The organism is Streptomyces sp. RLB3-17 (assembly GCF_007113425.2).
Lineage (GTDB): Bacteria > Actinomycetota > Actinomycetes > Streptomycetales > Streptomycetaceae > Streptomyces > Streptomyces mirabilis_D.
The window spans coordinates 10,937,690-10,959,580 of record NZ_CP041610.2; the positions used below are offsets into that span (position 1 = coordinate 10,937,690).

Sequence of the window (21,891 nt, forward strand, 5' to 3'; positions counted from 1 at the left end):
GACCCCTTTGACGCTGGTTCAGACGCAGCAACGCCTGGTCGGTTCCGTTCCCACGACCGTGTTCGACGCCCTGGACACATCCGGACCGCGGGTCGGTGACGACATCACCGTCGAGGTGGCCCTGTTCCTCATGGCCAGTGCCCGTGTCGAGTACCTGCTCCTTTGCGACCAGGACGAACACTGCACCGGCTCGGTCACGCGGGCCCAACTCGCCGTGGTCCGTGACAGCCCCGCCTATACGGACCGTATCCGTGTACGGGACGTCCTCGGCGCCGGCGGACCGCACAGCCGCGGCCCGGGTGCCCTCGCCCTCACCGTCTCCCTCTGATCCGGCTCACCGTTCGGCATCAGCCCCGCTCCTCCCTTCTCCCTTCTCCCTTCCCTGCGAGGCATCATGCGCTGCGTCATCGCCCGGTTCCCCTTCGACCTCACCAAGAGCGGGGTACTTGCCTCCATGAAGGGCGTCAAGCCGGAGCCCATCACGGGGGAGTCCGTGGTCATCGGCCGCCGCCACTACCCCGCCAAGCAAGTGGGCGTGGTCATCACCCGGCAGGACCCCCGCGACTTCACCAGCGGGGAAGTCACCCGGGCCATGACGCGACTCGGGTTCACCTGCCGAGGCACCCATGAGGTCACCCGTGAGACCGCGACCGCCGTGCGGGCCCTCACGCCGTTGCAGAACGCGTCGGCGCTGCTCGGCAGCCCGGCGCCGCTGGGACTGTGAGAACCGACGGAAGCTGACACCAGGACAGCGATGGGGCCCTGCCGACGCGCGTCGGCAGGGCCCCATCGTGTGTCACCGTCCGGCCGACGGCTCCCGGCCGACCGGAGCGGTCCGGGTACGGTGCCTCACTGGTCGGAGTAGCTGAAGTCGCCCACGGTCCAGGCGCTCACGTCCTTGATCGCGACGCGATACATACCGCCCGTCTCGGGGATTCCGACGCTGCCCTGCAGGATCCGGGCGAGGTGGAAGTGCAGATGTGTGGGGGCCCCGCCGGGTTCGGGCCGGCCCACCGTCCGGTCGGCGGAGAAGACGTCGGAGAAGGGGCCCAGGCGGTCCGAGTCCTTCAGGACCTCCGACACGCGCTCCCTCCATACGCCTTCGGGAGCCAGCCGCCCGGTGATGACGGCACCGCCGACCACCACGGTCAATGACATCTGATTGCTCTGCTCGGACTCCACCAGGGCGCAGAGATCCACGAGCAGCTCGTCAGGGTTCGACATGAAAGCCGATTCTATTCGGTGCGCGATCCGGGCGCTGGAGTCGGTCGACCGCCGCGACCCCGCTGCCACCTGGCCATATGGCCCGCTCGACAGAGAATATCGATGCCCCGAGCAACCTAAAATCTATGTTTGACAGAGTAGACATTGGGCTGTTGCGTGATTAGTGTTTCTCTCGTAGTGCAGAAGTTCGCAGGTCGGGGTGGCTGAGGAGTCTCGAAGCCGAGCTGTCCGTAGGACGGTGACGAGACCGCCGGCCGCTTCGCCTGGCAAGTGAGTTGATCCAGCGGAGGTACGGAAGGAGCCGACGCCATCGGGATCGCCCGGCCGACTTGCACGAGGTCGGGTGCCGCAAGACCCCGGAATGGAAGGTGGTCCCCGGTCAAGCATCCGCGAACCCCGCATTCCGGCCCCCTCACAGGGGCCAGGTAGCGGAAACAACAGGTCGGCAGAGCGGTAGTGCCGACAGATGGTGTTCAATTTCCTTCGGGGCCCTGGTGCCGTACGGCATCGGGGCCCCTCGACGCGTTGCACAACGAGGTGAAATGACAGCAGATACTCCACTGAGTGGTCGCCTGGACGACGACGACTACCCCGCGTACACGATGGGCCGGGCCGCCGAGATGCTCGGCACGACTCCCGGCTTCCTCCGGGCCATCGGGGAAGCCCGCCTGATCACTCCGTTGCGCTCGGAGGGTGGGCACCGGAGGTACTCCCGCTACCAACTCCGGATCGCCGCCCGCGCCCGCGAGCTCGTCGACAGGGGAACCCCGGTCGAGGCCGCTTGCCGCATCGTCATCCTCGAGGACCAACTCGAGGAAGCGCAGCGCATCAACGCCGAGTACCGTCGTGCCGCGAACGAGGTGTCCGACACTTCCAGTTCGGGCTGAGCGCGTACGGCCCCACCACGCACCCCACCGTGAGCTCCTCGACGGGATCACGGTCGTGCTCCGTGGTGGGCCGCAGCGCACGGAGTTGACGCGCCGTGTGGAGGATCACCCGTATGGGGCATTCGCCTCGTCGGGGCCGGGGCGACCGAGGAGCTACTGGTCGCCCCGGCCGCTTCGGTCGCTGGGGTCGGTACGGAGGTTGGCCGCCAACCGGGTGATGCTCTGGACCGCGAGCTCGGCGAAGTTCGAGCGGGCGACGATCGCGGTGGTCTCCCCTTGCCGGCGGACACTGCGCAGGTCGCGCTGGACCTGGCGCGAAAGCTGATGGAGCTCGCGTTGGGCGCTGGCGAGTCGCTGCTCGGCGGCGCTACGGACCCGACGGTGCTCACGCCGGGTGCGGGGGGCGGCCGAAGGGCTCGGTGCGGGCATGCCGGCGCTCGTTCCCGTGTGGTGCGGCTGCGCCATTGGCACGGGGCGGATGCCGACGGCATCGAGGTAGGTGGCGAGTGAACCGAGGTCGTCCGTGCCGACCACAGCCGCGACGTATCCGTCCGGACGGACGAGGACCCACTGCCCGGACGACAGTCCGTATGCGCTGTGGACATGGCCGCCGGTGTCGAGGATGTCGCCCCCGCCGCCGATGACGTGGATGCGCAGGCCAGTGCGCGGCGCCGGTGCCGGGGCATCGTCGACGTCGTGGCCGAGCAGGGTCCAGTGGGGACCCTGGAACAGGGCGAACAGGCGCGTGGGGAGGCCGCCCGCGCCGGTCACGGGCGCGTCGGGCGCGCGGTCGCCGGCCCGGACGCCGTGGGCGCGGTCCGGACTGGTCATCGACAAGGGCGAGTCCAGGTAGCCGAGATCGAGCTGGCTCACCTCGCGGCCCCGGTGGGTGTCTCGGTTCTTGGCCGCTTCGAGCAGCCGCTCGGAGAGGCCGAGGACTGCCTCGGCGATCGGCCGACGCTCCTTCTCGTAGGTCGACAGCAACGATTCCGGGGCGCCGTCGAGTACGGCGGCGAGTTTCCAGCCGAGGTTGTAGGCGTCCTGGAGGCTCGTGTTGAGACCCTGTCCGCCGGTCGGCGGATGGCAGTGTGCCGCGTCCCCGGTCAGGAACACCCGCTCGCGCCGGTAGGTGTCGGCCAGCCGGGCGTTCATCTCGAACGCGGACGCCCACGACACCGAACGGATCACGACGTCGGTCCGGCCGCTGCGTTCGTGGAGGAACGAGGTCAGCCCCTCGGCCGAAAGGTCGATGTCGACATCGAACGGGATCGGGGCCTGGAGCTGGAACATGTCGGTGCCGTAGAGCGGGCACATCGACACCTGCGCCGCTGTGTCCTCGCCCCAACGGTGCCAGGCGTCCGACGAGACGCCATCGACCAGTACGTCCGCGACGATCGCCCGGACGCCGAGGGTCTTGCCGGGGAAGCCGATGCCGAGGGCCTTGCGGACGAAGCTCGATCCGCCGTCGGCGCCTATCAGGTACGAGGCCCGCACGGTCCGCTCGCCGTCAGGGGTCGCGATCCGAGCGGTCACACCGTCGGCGTCCTGGTCGAAGCCGACGAGTTCGTGGCTGTAGTGCGGGGCGTGGCCGAGCTCGGTCAGCCGTTCCCGCAGCCGGCGTTCGGTGAGGAACTGCGGGACGAGCAGCGGGATCCGGTACGGCTCGTCCGGCGTCGGATCCGACATCTCGACGACGGCCTTGTCGACCGGCCCCTCGGCGGTGTGGAAACGCTGGACAGGGTACTCACCCCCGGAGGCGACGATCCGGTCGATCACGCCGAGGTCCTCGAACACCTCTTGGCTTCGGGGCTGAATGCCCTTGCCGCGGGAGCCGATGAACGGATGCGCCGCCTTGTCGATCAGCAGGAATCCGACATTCCGGCGGGCGAGGTCGATGGCGAGGGTTAACCCGGCCGCTCCCGTTCCGCAGATGATCACGTCAGTGTCCGGGGTGTGAGTCATGGCTCAGCTCTCCGTCGGCGGTAGGTGTCCGAGCGGTTCAGCACGCTCGAAGGCGACGCATCAAGGTTGGTACGTGGCACGAACTAAAGTAGTTCGCGCCACGTACCTTTGCAAGTAGAATCCGGAGTATGACTTCTCCCAACGACACACCGCCCTCGGTCGCACCGCCACGCACAGGTGGGGAACCCGGGCCGGTGGACGTGGACGCCCTCGCCCAGCTGTCGTTTCTGGTGCACAACGCCTTGGACGAGATCGCCGGGCAGCACGACTTGTCGATCATCCAGGCGCGACTGCTCGGGGTGCTGCGGGACCGGGAGCCGACGATGAACCAGCTCGGTCGGCTGCTCGGCCTGGACAAGTCCTCGATCAGCGGCCTGGTCGACCGCGCACAGCGTCGCGGCCTGGTCACGCGCACTGTCAGCGCGAACGACCGCCGCGCGTTCCAGGTCTCCATCACCGACGCCGGCCGACAGCTCATCGAACAGCTCGCGGCGCAGTTCGCGGAGCGGATCGAGCTGTCCGTCGCGCCGCTCCCGGACGCCGACCGGCAGCGGCTGTCCCAGTTGGCGTCCCAGGTCGTGGCCTCCGACGCCCACCGCCGCGGTATCGACCTGCGCACCACAGCCCGCTGACCGGGTCTCGGAGAACCCGCTCGTGTCGGGGGAGGGGGCGGGTTCGAACGACGACGCCTGGCTCTCCGACGCCGGACCTCCGAGGCCGCCCCCTCTTCACAGCGTGGGGATCACCAGCCGATGCCGAGCGTCAGCCCGGTCGGCGGGTTCGCGTTGCCCAGGATCTGCACGGACGACTGGTCGTCGATGTCGTCGTAGGGGAAGGCGTAGGCGCGCCGGTCGAGGCCGACGGTGTGGAGGAAGGCGGCGTAGTCGTTCTTGACGCCCCCGGTGTAGTAGGCGGACGGGGTGTACCAGGCAGAGGTGTCGAGGGCCACGCCCCGGTTGAACGCGGCGCAGAACTCCGCGCCGAGCTGTTTCTCCGGGTCGCTGCCCGAGGCCAGCGCGCCCGCGCAGGCCACGACGTCCGGGGAGGACGGCTTCTGGAGCGCATAGGGACCGGCGCCGTTCTTGGTGAAGGTGAGCGTGGTCCCGGAGACACCGCCGGTGAAGGTCTCACCGAGCCGGGTCAGCCTGAAGGGGTGCGTGGAGTAGTAGGACCAGGTCTGGTCGATGGTCGACTGGAGGTGGTTCGACTGGGAGCCTCCCGCGAGGAAGAGGTCGGAGGAGCGCGGCGCGATGATCCGGTAGGTGTTCTGCAGCGGCTTGAAGGCCGCGCCCACCGAGGCGGCGTACTGGGACATCACCTGGGCGCGGGTCAGTGTGATGCCCCGTGTGGTGTCGTAGCCGCTCGACGTCTGCGTCAGACGTGAGGTCATCGGGAAGCCGAACTGGTCGACCTGGGTGGTGTTGCCGCCGAAGGCCACCTGCCCGAAGACGTACGTGTACTCGTACCAGTCGTAGTAGACGTCGGTGTTGGGGTCGTTCGGATTGCGCAGGTCGGGGCCGCCCCAGCCCTGGTCGTCCGGGGCTACCGGGATGTACAGCGGGGAGCCGAGGGAGACGTAGATCCGCCCGCCGCGGATCGACGTCGGCGAAGGCACCGAACCGCCCGCCTGGGCGAGCGTGAACGACATGTTGGGATAGTTCACGCCGTTCTTGGTCAGGTGTCCGGGCGCGTTCGCGTCCAGGTGGTTGATGTGGGTCATGGTTCCGTCGGCCTTCATGTACGACCACTGACCGGGCGTCACCTGGCCGAGCACGGTGACGTGGATCCGTGCGTTGGTGTACGTGCCACGGGTGTTGTTCTGGAAGGTGATCGGGAAGCTGCCGCCCTCGCCTCCGCCCCCGCCGCCGCTGCCGACGGAGTAGGTGAAGTGCGGGGTGTCGTAGAGCGGACCGCTCTTCTCGTACGTGAACCAGTACTCCAGGGTGAAGCCGCCCGGTAGGCCGCTGACGTTCCGCTGCCAGGTGCCCGCGTTGTTCGTCATCCGGAAGTTCTGCTGGCCGGCGCCGGCCGACAGGTAGTGCACGTCGACCAGGGACGCGGGGGTGGTCGGCTTGAACCAGATCTGGACCGAACCGGAACCGGTCGAGGTGACGCCCTGGGTGTAGTCGGCGGCGGCCTTCGCGGGCACCGCCCCGGCCAGGCCCAGTGCCAGCACCGTGAGGAGGGCGGTCAGGACGGCCGTCACGAGGCGCCTGACCCCGGGGCGTGACCTCTTGGACCTGGCCGGGAGATATGTGATCATCCGTCAGCTCCCCCGTCAGTGCCCGAAGTCGAACCAGTTGACGTTCACGAAGTCCGCGGGCTGGCCGCTGGTGAAGGTCAGATAGACGTCGTGGGTTCCGGTGACGGAGTTGATGTTCGCGGGGACCGTCCTCCACGTCTGCCAGCCACCGGTGTTGGCCACCGCGAAGCTGCCTATCGGCGTGCTGGTGCGGCTGTCGAGGCGCACTTCGACCAGTCCGCTGACACCGCCCGCCGCGCCGCTCGCGACCCGGCCGTAGAACTGTCTGGCGGCCGTGGTGCCGAAGTCGACACCCTTGTAGAGCGCGTAGTCGCCGTTCGCGAGCGTGTCGATGTCCTGGCCGCCGCCCGTGTCGGTGGTGGTCTCCGTACCGACGCCCGCCTGGCCGTCGTACGACTCGGCCTGGATCGCGCTGTACGCGTCACGGTTGCCGGACGGCGGCGGGGTCGTGGGCGGCGGGGTCGTGCCGCCACCGCCGGCCGACTGGAGCACCTGGACGTAGTCGACCACGAGCGGATGGCCGGGGTCCGTGCCGCCGTCGGGGCCGCCGCCGAAGGCCGCCGGGAACTCGCCGCCCATCGCGACGTTCAGGATGACGAAGTAGCCGTGGTTGGTGGCGTCGGCCCAGGTCGTCGCGTCGACCTGATTCTGCCTGACCGTGTGGAAGTTGACGCCGTCGAGGTAGAAACGCATCTCCTCGGGGCTGGTCGACTTGTCCCACTCCACGGCGTAGGTGTGGAAGCCGCCCTGGCAGGTCGCGCCCTCACAGACCTTCTGGCCGCCGATGCCGGACTTCTCGTTGCAGGGGCCGCCCGGGCTGGTGCCACAGTGCATGGTGGCCACTCGTTGTTGATGCCCTGGACGTTCTCCATGATGTCCAGCTCACCGACGCCGGGCCAGTTCCACCAGTTGCCGCGGTACGGGGCACCCAGCATCCAGAAGGCGGGCCAGTAGCCCTTGGCGGCTGCGCCGGTCACGTTCGGCATCTGGAGCCGGGCCTCGACGCGGAGCTTGCCGCCGGCGGGCGGCTGGAAGTCGGAGCGGTTCGTCTCGATGCGGCCCGACGTCCAGTTGCCCGCGGCGTCGCGCCGTGGGGTGATCCGCAGGTTTCCGGCGCCGTCGAGCGAGACGTTGTCGGTGCTGGAGGTCATCGTCTCGACCTCACCGGTGCCGAAGCCGGCGGGCCCGCCGGGGTAGCTCGTGCCCGTCGTGTACTGCCAGTTCGAGCTGTTGACGCCGGAGCCGGCGGCTCCGTCGAAGTCGTCGAGGAAGACCTGGGACCAGCCGGACGGGGGCGTGGGGGCGGACGCGTTCGCGGGGAGGGTCGCGGCCGCCGCGGCGGCGGTCGCGAGGCCGAGGGCGCTGAACACGGCGATGAGGACGCGCCGTAGGGAGCCGCGTCTGACGGGCGTGCCGGAGGGTTCGCTCATGGGTGCCTCTTCGGGTACGGAGTGGGGAGCGCGGGTGGTGGTGAGAGCGCTCCGACGCTTTTTGAGAGCGCTCTCACGACAGCTGCGCGGACAATGTGCTCCCCGTCACTCCGAGCGTCAAGAGGTGAAGTCAGCAAAGTCCTTCCGACGTAGGTGAGTTCACGTCGTGAAAGAAGGGGGGTGTGCTGAGGGCGTATGCAAGGGGCACACGAGAAGCGCGGCAGTCCGCGGACGTGCCGAGCGGACGCCGCCGCGAGCAGTGGGTTCAGGAGCGGCCGAAGGGAGTCGGGCGGGTGAGTACCACGCCCAGCAGGGACGCCTGGGGGACGTAACCGAAGTGGCGGGAGTCCTGGGTGCGGGCGGCGTCGCCCCGGACGATCAGGGAACCGGCCGGCACCAGTCCGCCGTCCGGGGCCCCGACGATCTCGCGTACGTCGGGCGGCACGGCGTCGCCGGGCAGGGCGGAGACCCGCTTGACCAGCCAGGTCAGGGCGTCGTCGCCGTCGCCGAACGGGACGGGGTTGCGGAAGACCACCGCGTCGCCGCGTCGCACGCGCGTGGTGCGGCGGACCAGCAGCCGGTCGCCGTCCGCGAAGGCCGGGGTCATGCTCGACCCGGTGACCCTGATGAGGGCGAGGCGTGAACGCAGTACGCGTACGGACAGGAGCAGCATGCCCGCGCCCGCTGCCATCGCCACCGTCGTGCGCCCCGTCCCCGTCATGTGGCCGCCTTCCGTTCCGGGCGGCTCATGTGGCCGCCTCCGTGGTTCTGCCCCGGTCGCCGCGCTCGGCGTAGCCCGCCGCCTGCAGGCCGAACAGCCGGGCGTAGTGCCCGCCGCCCAGGGCCATCAGCTCGTCGTGGGAGCCGAGTTCGGCGATCCGGCCGTCCACCAGCACGGCGATCGCGTCGGCCTCGCGCAGCGCGCCGAGTCGGTGTGAGACCAACAGCGCGGTCCGCCCCAGGCGGTGGCGACCGAGGGTGCGGTGCACCTCGTGCTCGGCCTCCGGGTCCAGGCCCGAGCTGGGCTCGTCCAGGATCAGCAGATCGGCGTCGCCGCGCATCAACGAGCGGGCCAGCGCGACCCGTTGCCACTGGCCGCCGGAAAGGGTGACCCCGGGGGTGCCGTCCTCCTCGTCGAGGTGCACCCGGCTGAGCTGGGTCTCGTACCCGTCGGGGAGGCCGCGCAGGGTCGCGTCGATGCCGGCGAGCCGCGCGCTGTCGCGGATGCGCTCCAGGTCCTCGCGATACGGCAGATCGCCGATGCCGATGTTCTCGGCCGCCGAGAGGTCGTACGTCATGTAGTCCTGGAACGTGACGCCGATCCGGCGGCGCAGCTCGGCCACGTCCATGGTCCGGATGTCGGTGCCGTCCCAGAGGATCGCGCCGCGTTCGGGGTCGTAGAACCGGCAGAGCAGCTTGATGAGGGTGCTCTTGCCGGCACCGTTGCGGCCCACCAGGCCCATCGCGGTCCCCGCCGGGACGGTCAGGTTCACCCCGCGCAGCACCCAGGGGCCGGAGGTGTCGTAGCGGAACCAGACGTCGCGCAGTTCGATCCGTCCGGTGAGGGCCGGTGCGGGGGCCTCACCCCGGGGCAGGTCGTCGGGGGTGTCGAGCAGGTCGAGATAGTGGCCGAAGAGCCGCACGCCCTCCGCGGCCGATCCGGCCTGGAGCACGATCCCGGTGAACGCCCCCTGCACTCCCGCGGCGGCGGCGATGAACAGCGTCACATCACCGATCGTGAATCTGCCGTGGGCCGCGCCCGCGACCACCACGACCGTACCGAGCCCGGCGACCAGGGCGTTGAGCGCGGCGAAAGCCGACTGCACGAGGGCGCCACGCCGGGCCACCGCGAGTTCGGCCTCGGTGGCGTCGTTCAGCGCGCGGATCAGTCGGCCGTGCAGGAAGCCACCGAGGCCGAACAGCCGGATCTCCTTGGCGGCGCGAGGGTCGGTCAGCAGCGAGCGGTAGAAGAGGTGGCGGCGCAGCCGGGCGGAGGTCAGCTCCCAGACCACCACCTGTCGGCGGGCCAGCGACAGCCGGGCCAGCAGTGCGGCGGCGCCGACCAGGAACAAAAGGCCCACCATCGGGGGCCAGACGGCGAGCAGGGCGCCCGTGAAGCCGCTGAGCGCGGCCACCGAACGCACGGCCTCCTGGGTGAACATGGTGACGTTGTGCGGCGCGTCCTCCGAGGCCTGCTGGGCGAGCCGCAGCCGGTCGTGGAACGCGGGATCCTCGAACCGCCGCAGTCCCCGGAACTCGTCGACCTTGGCGAACAGGGTCCTTTCGACTTCGACGACGAGCCGTCTGCGCACCAACTCGTCGAGATATGCGGCCAGTTGAAGAAGGACGGCGGAGAGGGCGCCCAGCGCGGCCGTGGCGATGCCGAGGCTGACGGCGTGCCGCGCGTCGGCGTGCGCACCGCGGCCGAGTTCGTCGAAGAGCAGCTTGGCGAGCCAGGCGGCGGCGGCCGGCGTCACGCCGACTCCCACGGTCACCCCGAACAGCAGGGAGGCGCCAACGGGTGTGGCGCGGAACTGGAGGGCGACCGCCGCCCACGCGGCGCGGGCCCGCAGCCGGTTCCCCGGAGGCGAAGCGGCCTCCGGGGAACCGGCAGGTGGGTCGGAGTGCGTCATCAGCAGGTGTTGCTGCGCTTGGTGCACACGCCGTTACAGGCGAATCGGTACTGGTGTCCGCCCCTGCAGTAACAGAGCTGACCCACCTCGGGGACGCATGCCCCCGCGCGCTGCTCGTCGAGTACGAGCCGCAGCAGCCGGTCGCCCATCGTGCCGATCATTCGCCTCATGACTACCTCCTGGTCGTGCGACGTGATGTGTCGGGATGGGATGGGGCTGGGTCAGCAGGTGCCGGACTTCACACAGGGGCCGTTGCAGCTGAAGACGTACCGGACGTGGTTCGTGCACTTGCAGAAAGTGCCGTGCTCCGGGACACAGGCGCCGGCCCGGTCCTCCTTCAGCAGCATGCCCAGCAACTTGTCGCCCATCGTGCCGATCACACGGGTCATCACGGACCTCCCTCGTAGGGTGAAGGCCGGACCAGGGGTGAGGTCCGGCCGGAGCAGAAGTTATGTTGCGATGCCAATTGAGCGCAAGAGTGCGGAAGTTGACGGATTGCTTCCAGTTTCGCCTGGGGGGATCTGGGCGAAAGTGACCACTGTTGCTCATGTCGACTTGGAGCTACATTGCCTCTGGTCCAGTCGTCCCGGGAGGTGAGAGCTGCTCGTGGCCTATGCCCTGCTTGCCGTCAGACTCCTCGTCGGCATCGTGTTCGCGGCATCCGCGACCGGAAAACTACGAGGCGCCGCGGCCTTCCGCGGCTTCGAGGAATCCGCCCGTTCCATGGGCGTTCCGGCCCGCCTGAGCCGCCTCGTGGCGGTGGCCGTGGTCGTGGGGGAGTGCGCCGCGGTGGTGCTGCTCGCCCTGGGGCCCGGCGGCGCGCCCGGCTTCGTCCTGACCCTGCTGCTGCTCGCCGCGTTCACCACCGGAGTCGTCCGTACGCTCCGCAGCGGAACCAAGGCGTCCTGCGCCTGCTTCGGCGCTTCCACCGCGCCGATCGGCCGCCGCCACGTGGTGCGGAACACCGTGCTGCTCGCCCTGGCCGCGTTCGGCCTGGCCGCCGCCCTCGCGGGGACGCCGGCGCCGACCCAGGCGGCGGGCGTGCTGATCGCGGCGTTCGGCGCGCTGGTCGGCGCCCTGCTGGTGATCTTCACGGACGAGCTGGGCACGCTGTTCGACGACGGCGCCCCACGCACCTCGGGACGCGTCCGCGGATCAGCCCCGTAGGCGACCCGGGTCGGCGAACCCGGTAGGCGACAACCCTCCCGATTTCCCGGGTGGTTGATGTTCACGCACCACCGTGGCGGCCACCGCGACGTACCCGTCGCAGCCGCCGCAGCACCACGGCGCGCGGCACACCCGTGCGGCGTCGCGCCGTCGCATCCCGCGATCCGATGGGCGGACACCCCGCCCCACGATGACACGAGACTCCGGAGTCACCCATGCCCTTTCTGGTCACCGCCGTCGTCCTCATCGCCGTGCTCTGTCTGCTGAACCTGCTGCTCACCTTCGGCGTCATACGCAAACTCCGGGCCCAGGCCGACGAGAAGGCCGACCGGGTCGCGGACGGTCTGATCATCCCGGCCGGCTCCGCCGTGCCCGGCTTCTCCGCCGTCACCACCGCCGGTGAGCGGATCACCCGCGAGGGCCTCGGCGAGACCATGCTGGGCTTCTTCTCGCCCGACTGCCGGGCCTGCAAGGAGCGGCTGCCGCTCTTCGTGGAGCAGGCGCGCACCACGGCCCGCGCGACCGGTCGCAGCGTCCTCGCCGTCGTGCACGGCACCGACGAGGAGGCCCGCGAGCAGGTGGCGGCGCTGTCCGAGGTCGCCCACGTCGTGGTCGAGCCGGGCGACGGGCCGCTCGGCGAGGCCTTCGACATCACCGGGTACCCGGTCTTCGGCCTGATCACCGTCGACGGCACCCTCAGTGCCACCGCCTTCGACCCCGGCCGCCTGCCGGCGCCCTCGAAGGCCACGGTCTGATCCCGGGCACCGCCCCGGGTCAGGAAGGACCGTCGGGCCTCGCCGCGGCGACCAGACTCGGCTGGAGCCGGCGGGCGGCGTCGAGGTGGTCGGCGGTCCAGATGATGCGGACGGCCGTGTCCGTGGCCTGCCCGTGCTCGTCGCTGAGGTCGCGGCGGAGGGATTCGACCAGCTGTGCCTCGGCCGCGGGGTTGCGCGGCAGCGGATCCCGGACGGAGGCGTTGTGCCCGAGACCGGCCGCCAGATCCTGGTACCAGCCGGAGATCTGGCCGGCGGCGCTCAGCAGGACGAGGCCCGCTTCCGCCCGGTTCGGCTCGCTGTCCGGTTCGCAGGCGCGCCGCCACAGCCCCAGGACCGCGTCCGCCGCGAGGCGCAGTCCCACGATGCCAGTCACCAGGGTGGTCATGTCGGCCAGCGGAACCGGTTTGGCGCCGCGTTCGGCCAGATAGCTGCGGAACGCGTCGTCGAGCCTGCGCGCGGCCGCGGCCGCTTCGACGCCCTCCCGCAGCGCGGCCTCGGCAGACGTGGGCGCGGGGGCGGTGCCGCAGTGGCCGACGGCGTACTGCACCGCGCCCGCCAGATACCGGGCGCTGTCCGTGTACGCCTCGGCGAGCGCCCGGTCGACGGCCGCCGTGGCGCCGCGCGGCCAGAAGAACAGGCCCACCAGCACGCTCACCGCGCAGCCGATGGCGATGTCCTGGATCCGCAGCAGCACGATGTGCCAGTCGGGGTCCTGGCCGATGTTGAACAGGATGACGAGGGTGATGGTGAAGGACGCCTGGCCGGCGGCGAAGGAGATGGCGGCGGGGGCGATACCGGCAAGGAGCACGGCGAGGGGCAGCAGGAACCAGAGCGCCGTGCCGTGGTGGCCGATCAGTTGCAGCAGCCCGGTGCCGATGATCGAACCCGCGAGGGTGCCGCCCAGGGCGCGGACCGCGTTTTGCCCGGTGTTGAGGGCGTTCGAGCGCAGCACGGACAGGGTTCCCAGGAGCACCCAGAAAGAGTGCTGGACGCTGGTCACGTTGGCGAGGCCGACCGCGATGCCCAGGCCGAGTGCGCCCCGCAGGCTGTTGTGCAGCCAGACGGACCCCGGCTGAAGGTGGGCGGCGGCTCGCTCGCGCGCCGCCGCCAGCGGTCGGGTCACGGCGTCGGGCTCGCGGCCCAGCAGACGTTCGAACCAGCTGCGGCGTTCGGCGGCCGCGGCCAGGGCCACGTTGTCCGCGATCTGCAGCGTCGCGAAACCCAGCTCCTGCGCGCGGAACGAAAGGTCCAGCGCTCCGATGACGGGGTGCACCTGCGAGGGTGTGCCGGCGCCGCCCCCGCGCACGGGGAGCCGGGTGGTGGCGTTGCGCTCCATGTCGGCCATGGCCTTGCGCAGACTCTCCGTGGCCGCGTGCAGCTCGTCCGGTGAGCCGCGCGGGGCGTCGAGCAGCGCGGCCACCTCGTCGAGCACGGCCGCGGCGGCCCGGCGTACGGACCGGGCGTCGATGTCGCAGGCCGGTCGACCGTCGAGCGGGGGCGCGCTGTCGGCGAGGATGCTGCTGAGCCAGGTCAGTTCGTCGACCAGACGGACGAGGGCGCGCGAGCTGGTGGACAGGCCGGTGGGGCGGTACGGGGTGGCGTCGAAGACGGTGCGCAGCTCGGCCGCCGCGGCGTCGGCCTCGTCGGCTCTGGCACGGCACTGACCGGTGCTCGGCGCGGAAGGGCCGCCGGCCAGGCGGGACGCGTCGGTGCGCAGTTGCTCGGCGGCCGCACAGCAGACACGGGCGGCGGGTGCGCTGAGGGGGTCCTCGCTGGGACGGGGCCACAGCAGGGTGACCGCGAGCATGGCGGCGGCTGCCGCGAGGCCCGCTCCCGCGAGCCGGGCGGGAAGCTCCGCGAACGGGACGGGCGAGGTCACCGGGAGGATGAAGGCCAGCAGCAGTGCGGTCGAGGCGCCCGCGAGGACGGAGCTGACCACGCCGGAGAACAGCACCAGGAAACCGATGACGACCATGGCGGTGACCGCGAGCCAGGTCCTGTCGGCCACGACCGTACCCAGACAGATCAGGACGGCCCAGCCCACCGCGAGGCCGAGGTGGGCGCGTAGCCGCTGCACCATCGGACCGGTGAAATCCACGAGCAGCAGCATCGAGAACGCACCGAACGCGGCGAAGGTCGCCATCGTCGGTGACCCGATGACCTGGCTGCACAGGGCGAACAGCGCGGGCATGACGAGCGCCGTCCGCCCGGCACGCCGGGTCGCCGCCAGCTCGGGATCACGGTCGCGCAGCCACGACGCGACCGACCCGGGACGGATTCGACTGGATGTCCGCACGAGCCCGGCCACCTCCTGTCGACAGGTCTACGCCCCACCGAGTGTGACGTCTCTTCCGGAGCGACGTCATCCGAACACGATCTCTGCTCATGATCCACCCAGGCGTGGCGTGCCCGCGGCGTACAGACCGCCCACGCGATGGGTGCGGAGCTCACCGTCCTGCGGAAGTCACCGTCCTGCCGAGGTCGCGGTCAGCCGGCGAACGCCTCGTTCAGGCGGACGTTGTAGCCGTCCTCTTCCATGAGGACGACGGTGACACCGAACGGGGAGGGATGGTCCAGTTCGAGCGGGATGAAGGAGTAGTCGACCGCGGCCTGGACGGGAAGGACCAACTCGCCGCCCGGCTGTGGCTCGACGGCGGGCTGCCATGCGGGCTCGGCCGAGCCCCGACCCTCGGGGGAGTGGGACGGGGGCTGTTCGGTGTAGGGGAACTGGTGCAGCACATGGCCGTCCTTCGTGGCGTGCACCATGTTCAGACACGGCACGGGGCCGGTGATCGGCAACTGGCAGGCGGTGGCGACGTCGTGGGTCTCCCAGGCGAGAACGACCTCGTCGGCGCCGGCCGCCGCGGCGATGTTCGCGAGCTCGGCGATGCCGGTGAGCGCGTCCTTGCCGGGCTCGGTCGGCCGCACCCAGATCAGGCCGACCAACTCGCCGCGCACCAGCGGCATGATGACCGGCCGTGGCACGGCGCCCTCGGCGAGCCCCGCGGAGTACGCGCTCTTCATCGACTCCACCAGCGCGTCCCACGTCTGTGCATCCATGAACTCACCCTTGTCGCCCGCCTGTGTCCGATCAGGCTGACCCTGTCATGCGGGCCGTGCCCTCCGCCAGCGGCTCGGACCGGTCAGGCGGGCGCTCCGGCCAGGACCTCCACCTTGCCGGTGTCGAGCGAGTAGTAGGCGCCGACCACGGCGAGGGCACCCTTCTTCACGAGGGGGGCCAGGTCCTGATTGGAGCGCAGGTCGGCGGCGGTCAGCGTGACCTGCGCGCGGGCCATGGCATCCACCGGGTCGGCACCGCCCGCACGGACCGCCTGCTCGTACGCCGGACGCAGGGCCTTGGCGATCGCCTCCAGATTGCCGGGCAGCGGTTTGCCGTCACGGATGGAGTTGTACGCCGCCTCGATGGCGCCGCAGCGTTGATGCCCGAGCACCACGATGAGCGGAGTGCCGCTCGTCATGGGCCCGTACTCGACGGAACCCGTGACCACCGGACCGATGGCCTCCCCGCCCGTACGCATCACGTACAGGTCACCCAGCCCGGTGTCGAAGAGGAGTTCGGGCGGCACCCGGGAGTCGATGCAGGAGAGGATCGCCCCGAAGGGTTCCTGCTTCGCGGCCACGAACTGGCGCCGGTCCGGATCGCGGTCGGGATGTCGAAGATCGCCGCTCACCCAGCGCTTGTTGCCTTCCATGAGTCTGGTGAACGCCGCGGCGGGCGTGGTCGGCGGCGGTTCCGGCGGAGCGCTGGTCGCCGACGAGGCGGCGCTCGTCGGCGAACACCCCGCAAGCGTGACCGTGGCGGCCGCGAGGCCGCCGACGAGAAGAACTCTGCGATCGGGATGTCCCGCTCTGTCCATCAGCCCTGACCTCTCAGTCCACCGAGACGTCTGCGTACGTCTTGACCAGGGGCGATTGTCCAGTGCGGTGAGGAAACAGGACGGGAGGCACACGCGGGCGCGGGCCACTCCGCCACCGATGGCCCACGACCCGGAGACCTGGAACGGTGTGTGGCGGAGTGTCACAGCCGGCCGGTCAGATGCCCATCGACGCCATCTCGATCGCCGACCGGTAGTTCGCTGCCGCGGTCACCACGCAGGCCCGATAGGTCCGGTTGTCCTTCACGACGAGGAAGTAGTCCTTGAGGTTCTTCCAGTAGCTGAGCAGGTAGCCGATGCCGGGGAGGAAGCCGGGCGGCCGGGGTACCAGCGCGAAGGCTTCGGAGCACCGGAGGATTTCGCCGGTCGCCTGGGAGAGGACGTCGGCGACATCCGGGTTCATGTTCCAGCCGGCGGCCAGGTCGGCGTTCCAGATGGAGGCGGCCACCTCCCGCAGGTGGGCCTCCTCCTCCGGGGAGAAGTCGCTCTGGCCGAAGGCGTGCACGGCCGCCAGGGGTGTCGCGGCCGGGGAAGGCCCGGCGGCGGCCGAGGCCGCCGTGCCCGAGACTCCGAGAAGAAGTGCGGCTGTTGTGGCCGCCGCCACCGTGTACATGGCCCGTCTGCCGCCCATGCTGATCGGTCCCCTCTGCGGATGCGCCCGAGGCCTGCCGCCCGGGCAGGGCCGACGCTGTCATGTGCCGTACATACGGGTCAACGGCGACAATCTGCCACCCGCGGCCGACGGTTGCTTCTTGACGGCGGCGCACCAGGACGCCGCCCGAGACGCCGTCGCACGGAGGCAGCCAGGCATCCGTCCGGGCACGCGGGGCACCATGATGGTGGCGGGAACCACCCGTGCGGGCGACGACGTACGTCCGCCCTGGACGGCCCACCCCGAATTCGCGGTGTTCCGAGAGGGGCATGGACGGGAGTGGCCCGGTTCACATGGCATAACGGGGGCGTCACCGACAGCATGGTCCTCGTCACCGGCAGGCCGAAGGGATCCAGGATGTTCCGCAAGGTGCTGGTCGCCAACCGCGGCGAGATTGCGATTCGCGCGTTCCGCGCTGGCTATGAACTGGGCGCGCGAACCGTGGCCGTCTTCCCTCACGAGGACCGCAACTCGCTGCACAGGCTGAAGGCCGACGAGGCCTACGAGATCGGCGAGCCGGGGCACCCGGTACGGGCCTATCTCTCCGTGGAGGAGGTCGTCCGTGCCGCACGCAAGGCGGGTGCGGACGCCGTCTACCCGGGCTACGGGTTCCTGTCCGAGAACCCGGAACTGGCGCGCGCCTGCGAGGAGGCGGGCATCACGTTCGTCGGTCCGGACGCCGCCACGCTCGAGCTGACGGGAAACAAGGCCCGCGCCGTGGCGGCAGCCCGGGCGGCCGGCGTGCCGGTCCTCGGCTCCTCGGCGCCCTCCACCGACGTCGACGAACTGGTCCGCGCCGCCGAGGACGTCGGCTTTCCCGTGTTCGTCAAGGCGGTCGCGGGCGGCGGAGGGCGCGGGATGCGGCGGGTCGAGGACCCGGCCACACTGCGTGAGTCCATCGAGGCGGCCTCCCGCGAGGCGACGTCGGCGTTCGGCGACCCCACCGTCTTCCTGGAGAAGGCCGTCGTCGATCCGCGCCACATCGAGGTGCAGATCCTCGCCGACGGACAGGGCAACGTCATCCACCTGTTCGAGCGTGACTGCTCGCTGCAGCGCCGCCACCAGAAGGTGATCGAGCTGGCGCCCGCGCCGAACCTCGATCCGGCCCTGCGGGACCGGATCTGCGCCGACGCGGTGCGGTTCGCCCGCGAGATCGGCTACCGCAACGCCGGCACCGTGGAGTTCCTCCTCGACCGCGACGGCAACCACGTCTTCATCGAGATGAACCCGCGCATCCAGGTGGAACACACGGTCACCGAGGAGGTCACCGACGTCGACCTGGTCCAGGCCCAGCTGCGCATCGCCTCGGGCGAGTCGCTGGCGGACCTCGGGCTCTCCCAGGAGACGGTCACCCTGCGCGGCGCCGCGCTCCAGTGCCGTATCACCACCGAGGATCCGGCGAACGGCTTCCGCCCCGACACCGGCCGGATCAGCGCCTACCGTTCGCCGGGCGGCTCGGGTATCCGCCTGGACGGCGGTACCACCCACGCGGGTACGGAGATCAGCGCGCACTTCGACTCGATGCTGGTCAAACTCACCTGCCGGGGCCGGGACTTCAAGTCCGCGATCGGCCGCGCCCGGCGTGCCGTGGCCGAGTTCCGCATCCGGGGCGTCGCCACGAACATCCCGTTCCTCCAAGCCGTGCTGGACGACCCCGACTTCCAGGCCGGGCGGGTCACGACGTCGTTCATCGAACAGCGGCCGCACCTGCTCACCGCCCGCCACTCCGCCGACCGCGGCACCAAGCTGCTCACCTACCTCGCCGATGTCACGGTGAACAAGCCGCACGGCGAACGCCCCGAGCTGATCGATCCGGTCACCAAGCTGCCCCCGCTGCCCGCCGGTGAGCCGCCCGCGGGTTCCCGGCAGCGCCTCGTCGAACTCGGCCCGGAAGGCTTCGCCCGGCAGTTGCGCGAGTCACCGACCATCGGCGTCACCGACACCACCTTCCGCGACGCCCACCAGTCCCTGCTCGCCACCCGGGTGCGCACCAAGGACCTCCTCGCCGTCGCCCCGGCCGTGGCCCGGACCCTGCCCGAGCTGCTGTCCCTGGAATGCTGGGGCGGCGCCACCTACGACGTCGCCCTGCGCTTCCTCGCCGAGGACCCCTGGGAACGTCTGGCGGCCCTGCGCGAGGCCGTGCCCAACATCTGCCTCCAGATGCTGCTGCGCGGCCGCAACACCGTCGGCTACACGCCCTACCCGACCGAGGTGACCGACGCCTTCGTCCAGGAGGCCGCGGCCACCGGCATCGACATCTTCCGTATCTTCGACGCGCTCAACGACGTCGGCCAGATGCGTCCGGCCATCGACGCCGTGCGGGAGACCGGGACGGCGATCGCCGAGGTCGCCCTGTGCTACACCTCCGACCTGTCCGACCCGTCGGAGCGGCTGTACACCCTGGACTACTACCTCCGCCTCGCGGAGCAGATCGTGGATGCCGGCGCGCACGTCCTGGCCGTCAAGGACATGGCCGGTCTGCTGCGGGCACCCGCCGCGGCCACGCTCGTGTCGGCGCTGCGCCGCGAGTTCGACCTGCCGGTGCACCTGCACACCCACGACACGGCGGGCGGTCAGCTCGCCACCTACCTCGCCGCGATCCAGGCCGGCGCCGACGCGGTGGACGGCGCGGTCGCCTCCATGGCGGGCACCACCTCCCAGCCGTCGCTGTCGGCGATCGTCGCCGCCACGGACCACTCCGACCGGCCCACCGGTCTGGACCTGGGGGCCGTCGGTGACCTGGAGCCGTACTGGGAGAGCGTCCGCAGGATCTACGCGCCCTTCGAGGCGGGCCTGGCCTCGCCGACCGGCCGCGTCTACCACCACGAGATCCCCGGCGGCCAGCTGTCCAACCTGCGCACCCAGGCGGTCGCCCTCGGCCTCGGCGACCGCTTCGAGGACATCGAGGCGATGTACGAGGCGGCGGACCGCATCCTGGGCCACCTGGTCAAGGTCACCCCCTCCTCCAAGGTCGTCGGTGACCTCGCCCTGCACCTGGTGGGTGCCGGGGTGGCGCCGGAGGACTTCGAGGCGACACCGGACAGGTTCGACATCCCCGACTCCGTCATCGGCTTCCTGCGCGGCGAACTGGGCACCCCGCCCGGCGGCTGGCCGGAGCCGTTCCGCACCAAGGCGCTTCAAGGCCGTGCGGAGGCCAAGCCCGTACCGGAGCTGAGCGCCGAGGACCGTACGGGCCTGGAGAAGTCCCGGCGTTCGACCCTCAACCGGCTGCTGTTCCCCGGGCCGACGCGCGACTTCGACACCCGCCGCCAAGCCTACGGTGACACCAGCGTGCTGGACAGCAAGGACTTCTTCTACGGGCTGCGCCCCGCCAAGGAGTACTCCGTCGACCTCGAGCCCGGCGTGCGGCTCCTCATCGAGCTCCAGGCCATCGGCGAGGCGGACGAACGCGGTATGCGCACCGTGATGTCCTCCCTGAACGGCCAACTGCGGCCGATCCAGGTCCGTGACAACGCGGCGGCTTCCGATGTACCGGTGACCGAGAAGGCCGACAGGGCCAACCCCGGACACGTGGCGGCGCCGTTCGCCGGTGTGGTGACGCTCGCGGTCGCCGAGGGCGACGAGGTGGAGGCCGGCGCGACCGTGGCCACCATCGAGGCGATGAAGATGGAAGCCTCCATCACCGCTCCGAAGGCCGGCCGGGTGACCAGGCTGGCCATCAACCGGATCCAGCAGGTGGAAGGCGGCGACCTGCTCATCGAGGTCGGCTGAGGCCCGACCTGCGGCCGCCCGCCTGATCTTCGACAGGCGGGCGGCGAGCGGGGTGCTACGGAGCCGCGGCGTGGAGTGCGACGGTGTCGCGTGCGCGGGGTGCCGCGGTGTCGCGGCCGGTCGTGTGCCGACACCAGTGCCGCATCAGGCAACGTCTGCCCTGTCGACCGCCTTGCGTAGGCGTGTGTCGGCAGCGTGCTTGTTCCGCCGGATGCCACGGCCGCGACGTCTGCGCGGACCTGCTCGAAGGAGCACGCCGTGCCTGCGAGCAACGCGTTCGGTGCGGTTCGTGGTCACCGAGGCCGGTAGGCGGTGGCCAGCACGGAGACGGTGACCTGATCGGGCGGGAAGCCGTCATCGTTCAGGTCCGCATGGCTCACGTGGCGTGCGCTCGGCGTCATCGCCACCAGGTCCAGGGCACCCAGTCTCGTCAGGGTCACGGGATACTCCACCTGTTCGGTGACGGCGGCCTCGAAGAAGGGGTCCAGCGCCCGGTGCAGGCGCTGTTCCTTGGTCGGATCGATCGTGACCATCGCAGGCAACCTGCCGCGCAGCTCGACCAGGTGCCGCCCGGTGGGACGGACTACGATCAACCGGCCGGTGGGGCGCAGCACGCGGTGGAACTCGGCCGGGTTGCGCGGGGCGAACACGTCCAGCACGACATCGGCCACCCCGTCGGCCAGCGGGAAGGGACGGAAGATGTCCCAGGCCACCGCGGCGGCTCGGTCGTGGGCACGGGCCGCCGAGCGCAGCGCGCGCACCGATGTGTCCAGACCCAGACCACGGGCGCCGGGCAGCTGGTCGAGTACGTCGGCCAGGTAGTAGCCCGTGCCGCAGCCCACGTCCACAACCGTGGCCCGCTCAGGCACGGCGTCGGCCGCCAGGCGGGCCCCGACCTTGCGGATGGGCGTATAGGTGCCGGTGGAGAGGAATCGGCCCCGGGCCTGGACCATGGTCGCGTCGTCGCCGCTGGTGGCGCGGGTGCCCGTCAGCAGGCTGGCGTAGCCGTGGCGGGCGATGTCGAAGGTGTGGCCCACCGGGCAGCACAGTGCGCCGCGGTCGGGGTGAAGGCGGCGCGTGCGGCACGTGGGGCAGCGCAGCAGGTCGAGGGACAGTTCGAGGGCAGGGGGAAGCGACACGGGCACGAGGCACTCCTGGCAAGGGCGAGGGGAAGGATCCGTGCCTGCACGCGCACGCAGAAAGTCACTGCTCAGGGAAGGAACGGGCAGCGCCGCGAACGTAGTTCACGCAGCAGGCACACCAAGGAGG

At 70.7% G+C, this 21,891-nt stretch carries 19 protein-coding genes and 1 pseudogene; 7 read left to right on the forward strand and 13 right to left on the reverse strand.

Annotation, left to right across the window (positions count from 1 at the left end; all coding sequences use genetic code 11):
• The first annotated feature begins 7 nt into the window (after positions 1-7).
• Together FNV62_RS49245 and FNV62_RS49250 are read left to right on the forward strand one after the other, a co-directional pair.
• The gene (locus tag FNV62_RS49245) at positions 8-328 is read left to right on the forward strand and encodes a hypothetical protein (RefSeq protein ID WP_097288175.1); all 321 of its coding nucleotides are present in this window, start codon (positions 8-10) and stop codon (positions 326-328) included.
• A gap of 66 nt (positions 329-394) precedes the next feature.
• Positions 395-724: an SCO5918 family protein gene (locus tag FNV62_RS49250; protein WP_143604511.1), complete on the forward strand. Its 330-nt coding sequence runs from the start codon at positions 395-397 to the stop codon at positions 722-724.
• Between the two features lie 125 nt (positions 725-849).
• Here the strand turns inward: FNV62_RS49250 and FNV62_RS49255 are convergent, their stop codons facing one another.
• Positions 850-1,224 (reverse strand): hypothetical protein, encoded by a 375-nt coding sequence (locus FNV62_RS49255; protein WP_054235795.1) that lies wholly within the window; start codon positions 1,222-1,224, stop codon positions 850-852.
• Between the two features lie 542 nt (positions 1,225-1,766).
• On the opposite strand from FNV62_RS49255, the gene FNV62_RS49260 reads away from it, so the two are divergent.
• The gene (locus FNV62_RS49260; protein ID WP_054235794.1) at positions 1,767-2,111 is read left to right on the forward strand and encodes a MerR family transcriptional regulator; all 345 of its coding nucleotides are present in this window, start codon (positions 1,767-1,769) and stop codon (positions 2,109-2,111) included.
• Positions 2,112-2,264: 153 nt separating this feature from the next.
• Here FNV62_RS49260 and FNV62_RS49265 read toward each other — a convergent pair whose 3' ends face one another.
• Positions 2,265-4,073, reverse strand: a complete 1,809-nt coding sequence (locus FNV62_RS49265; RefSeq protein ID WP_144316248.1) for an FAD-dependent oxidoreductase — start codon at positions 4,071-4,073, stop codon at positions 2,265-2,267.
• A 128-nt stretch (positions 4,074-4,201) separates the two neighbouring features.
• Between FNV62_RS49265 and FNV62_RS49270 the strand changes: the two genes are divergently transcribed.
• Entirely contained in the window at positions 4,202-4,705 is a 504-nt protein-coding gene (locus FNV62_RS49270; RefSeq protein WP_143604513.1) for a MarR family winged helix-turn-helix transcriptional regulator, read from the forward strand.
• Positions 4,706-4,815: 110 nt separating this feature from the next.
• On the opposite strand, the gene FNV62_RS49275 is transcribed toward FNV62_RS49270, so the two are convergent.
• The 6 genes and pseudogenes from FNV62_RS49275 to FNV62_RS54875 all read right to left on the reverse strand — a co-directional run bounded on the left by FNV62_RS49275 (position 4,816) and on the right by FNV62_RS54875 (position 10,788).
• Positions 4,816-6,336 (reverse strand): glycoside hydrolase family 64 protein, encoded by a 1,521-nt coding sequence (locus tag FNV62_RS49275; protein ID WP_144316249.1) that lies wholly within the window; start codon positions 6,334-6,336, stop codon positions 4,816-4,818.
• Positions 6,337-6,351: 15 nt separating this feature from the next.
• A pseudogene (locus tag FNV62_RS49280) lies at positions 6,352-7,766 on the reverse strand (glycoside hydrolase family 16 protein).
• 265 nt (positions 7,767-8,031) lie between these two features.
• The gene (locus tag FNV62_RS49285) at positions 8,032-8,487 is read right to left on the reverse strand and encodes a S26 family signal peptidase (protein WP_205522341.1); all 456 of its coding nucleotides are present in this window, start codon (positions 8,485-8,487) and stop codon (positions 8,032-8,034) included.
• Positions 8,488-8,512: 25 nt separating this feature from the next.
• The gene (locus FNV62_RS49290; protein WP_143604516.1) at positions 8,513-10,399 is read right to left on the reverse strand and encodes an ABC transporter ATP-binding protein; all 1,887 of its coding nucleotides are present in this window, start codon (positions 10,397-10,399) and stop codon (positions 8,513-8,515) included.
• Positions 10,399-10,569 (reverse strand): hypothetical protein, encoded by a 171-nt coding sequence (locus tag FNV62_RS54870; RefSeq protein WP_169080969.1) that lies wholly within the window; start codon positions 10,567-10,569, stop codon positions 10,399-10,401. Before FNV62_RS54870 ends, FNV62_RS49290 begins: the two co-directional genes overlap by 1 nt.
• 51 nt (positions 10,570-10,620) lie before the next feature.
• Positions 10,621-10,788 (reverse strand): hypothetical protein, encoded by a 168-nt coding sequence (locus FNV62_RS54875; protein WP_165853921.1) that lies wholly within the window; start codon positions 10,786-10,788, stop codon positions 10,621-10,623.
• A 217-nt stretch (positions 10,789-11,005) separates the two neighbouring features.
• Here FNV62_RS54875 and FNV62_RS49295 point away from each other — a divergent pair, with 217 nt between their 5' ends.
• Both FNV62_RS49295 and FNV62_RS49300 read left to right on the forward strand, forming a co-directional pair.
• Entirely contained in the window at positions 11,006-11,566 is a 561-nt protein-coding gene (locus FNV62_RS49295) for a MauE/DoxX family redox-associated membrane protein (RefSeq protein ID WP_164404976.1), read from the forward strand.
• Positions 11,567-11,781: 215 nt separating this feature from the next.
• The gene (locus FNV62_RS49300) at positions 11,782-12,321 is read left to right on the forward strand and encodes a hypothetical protein (RefSeq protein ID WP_060897904.1); all 540 of its coding nucleotides are present in this window, start codon (positions 11,782-11,784) and stop codon (positions 12,319-12,321) included.
• A gap of 19 nt (positions 12,322-12,340) precedes the next feature.
• Here FNV62_RS49300 and FNV62_RS49305 read toward each other — a convergent pair whose 3' ends face one another.
• The 4 genes from FNV62_RS49305 to FNV62_RS49320 form a co-directional block, all read right to left on the reverse strand.
• Positions 12,341-14,638 (reverse strand): FUSC family protein, encoded by a 2,298-nt coding sequence (locus tag FNV62_RS49305; RefSeq protein ID WP_144316250.1) that lies wholly within the window; start codon positions 14,636-14,638, stop codon positions 12,341-12,343.
• A 191-nt stretch (positions 14,639-14,829) separates the two neighbouring features.
• Complete coding sequence (locus FNV62_RS49310) at positions 14,830-15,402, reverse strand: hypothetical protein (protein ID WP_097288184.1); 573 nt, start codon at positions 15,400-15,402, stop codon at positions 14,830-14,832.
• Between the two features lie 83 nt (positions 15,403-15,485).
• Positions 15,486-16,220: a carbonic anhydrase gene (locus tag FNV62_RS49315; protein ID WP_179858430.1), complete on the reverse strand. Its 735-nt coding sequence runs from the start codon at positions 16,218-16,220 to the stop codon at positions 15,486-15,488.
• Positions 16,221-16,395: 175 nt separating this feature from the next.
• The gene (locus FNV62_RS49320; RefSeq protein WP_225900669.1) at positions 16,396-16,869 is read right to left on the reverse strand and encodes a hypothetical protein; all 474 of its coding nucleotides are present in this window, start codon (positions 16,867-16,869) and stop codon (positions 16,396-16,398) included.
• Positions 16,870-17,247: 378 nt separating this feature from the next.
• Here FNV62_RS49320 and FNV62_RS49325 point away from each other — a divergent pair, with 378 nt between their 5' ends.
• On the forward strand, positions 17,248-20,622 hold the full coding sequence (locus FNV62_RS49325) for a pyruvate carboxylase (RefSeq protein WP_060897094.1): 3,375 nt from the start codon (positions 17,248-17,250) through the stop codon (positions 20,620-20,622).
• 293 nt (positions 20,623-20,915) lie between these two features.
• On the opposite strand, the gene FNV62_RS49330 is transcribed toward FNV62_RS49325, so the two are convergent.
• Positions 20,916-21,767 (reverse strand): methyltransferase domain-containing protein, encoded by an 852-nt coding sequence (locus FNV62_RS49330; RefSeq protein ID WP_181360968.1) that lies wholly within the window; start codon positions 21,765-21,767, stop codon positions 20,916-20,918.
• Between the last annotated feature and the right edge of the window lie 124 nt (positions 21,768-21,891).

Coding starts and splice junctions, on each gene's coding strand:
- FNV62_RS49275 (WP_144316249.1), bottom strand. CDS start 6,336: ATGATCACATATCTCCCGGCCAGGTCCAAGAGGTCACGCCCCGGGGTC.
- FNV62_RS49250 (WP_143604511.1), top strand. CDS start 395: ATGCGCTGCGTCATCGCCCGGTTCCCCTTCGACCTCACCAAGAGCGGG.
- FNV62_RS49310 (WP_097288184.1), bottom strand. CDS start 15,402: ATGGATGCACAGACGTGGGACGCGCTGGTGGAGTCGATGAAGAGCGCG.
- FNV62_RS49260 (WP_054235794.1), top strand. CDS start 1,767: ATGACAGCAGATACTCCACTGAGTGGTCGCCTGGACGACGACGACTAC.
- FNV62_RS49290 (WP_143604516.1), bottom strand. CDS start 10,399: ATGACGCACTCCGACCCACCTGCCGGTTCCCCGGAGGCCGCTTCGCCT.
- FNV62_RS49320 (WP_225900669.1), bottom strand. CDS start 16,869: ATGGGCGGCAGACGGGCCATGTACACGGTGGCGGCGGCCACAACAGCC.
- FNV62_RS54870 (WP_169080969.1), bottom strand. CDS start 10,569: ATGAGGCGAATGATCGGCACGATGGGCGACCGGCTGCTGCGGCTCGTA.
- FNV62_RS49325 (WP_060897094.1), top strand. CDS start 17,248: ATGTTCCGCAAGGTGCTGGTCGCCAACCGCGGCGAGATTGCGATTCGC.
- FNV62_RS49285 (WP_205522341.1), bottom strand. CDS start 8,487: ATGACGGGGACGGGGCGCACGACGGTGGCGATGGCAGCGGGCGCGGGC.
- FNV62_RS49300 (WP_060897904.1), top strand. CDS start 11,782: ATGCCCTTTCTGGTCACCGCCGTCGTCCTCATCGCCGTGCTCTGTCTG.
- FNV62_RS49255 (WP_054235795.1), bottom strand. CDS start 1,224: ATGTCGAACCCTGACGAGCTGCTCGTGGATCTCTGCGCCCTGGTGGAG.
- FNV62_RS49315 (WP_179858430.1), bottom strand. CDS start 16,220: ATGGACAGAGCGGGACATCCCGATCGCAGAGTTCTTCTCGTCGGCGGC.
- FNV62_RS54875 (WP_165853921.1), bottom strand. CDS start 10,788: ATGACCCGTGTGATCGGCACGATGGGCGACAAGTTGCTGGGCATGCTG.
- FNV62_RS49270 (WP_143604513.1), top strand. CDS start 4,202: ATGACTTCTCCCAACGACACACCGCCCTCGGTCGCACCGCCACGCACA.
- FNV62_RS49265 (WP_144316248.1), bottom strand. CDS start 4,073: ATGACTCACACCCCGGACACTGACGTGATCATCTGCGGAACGGGAGCG.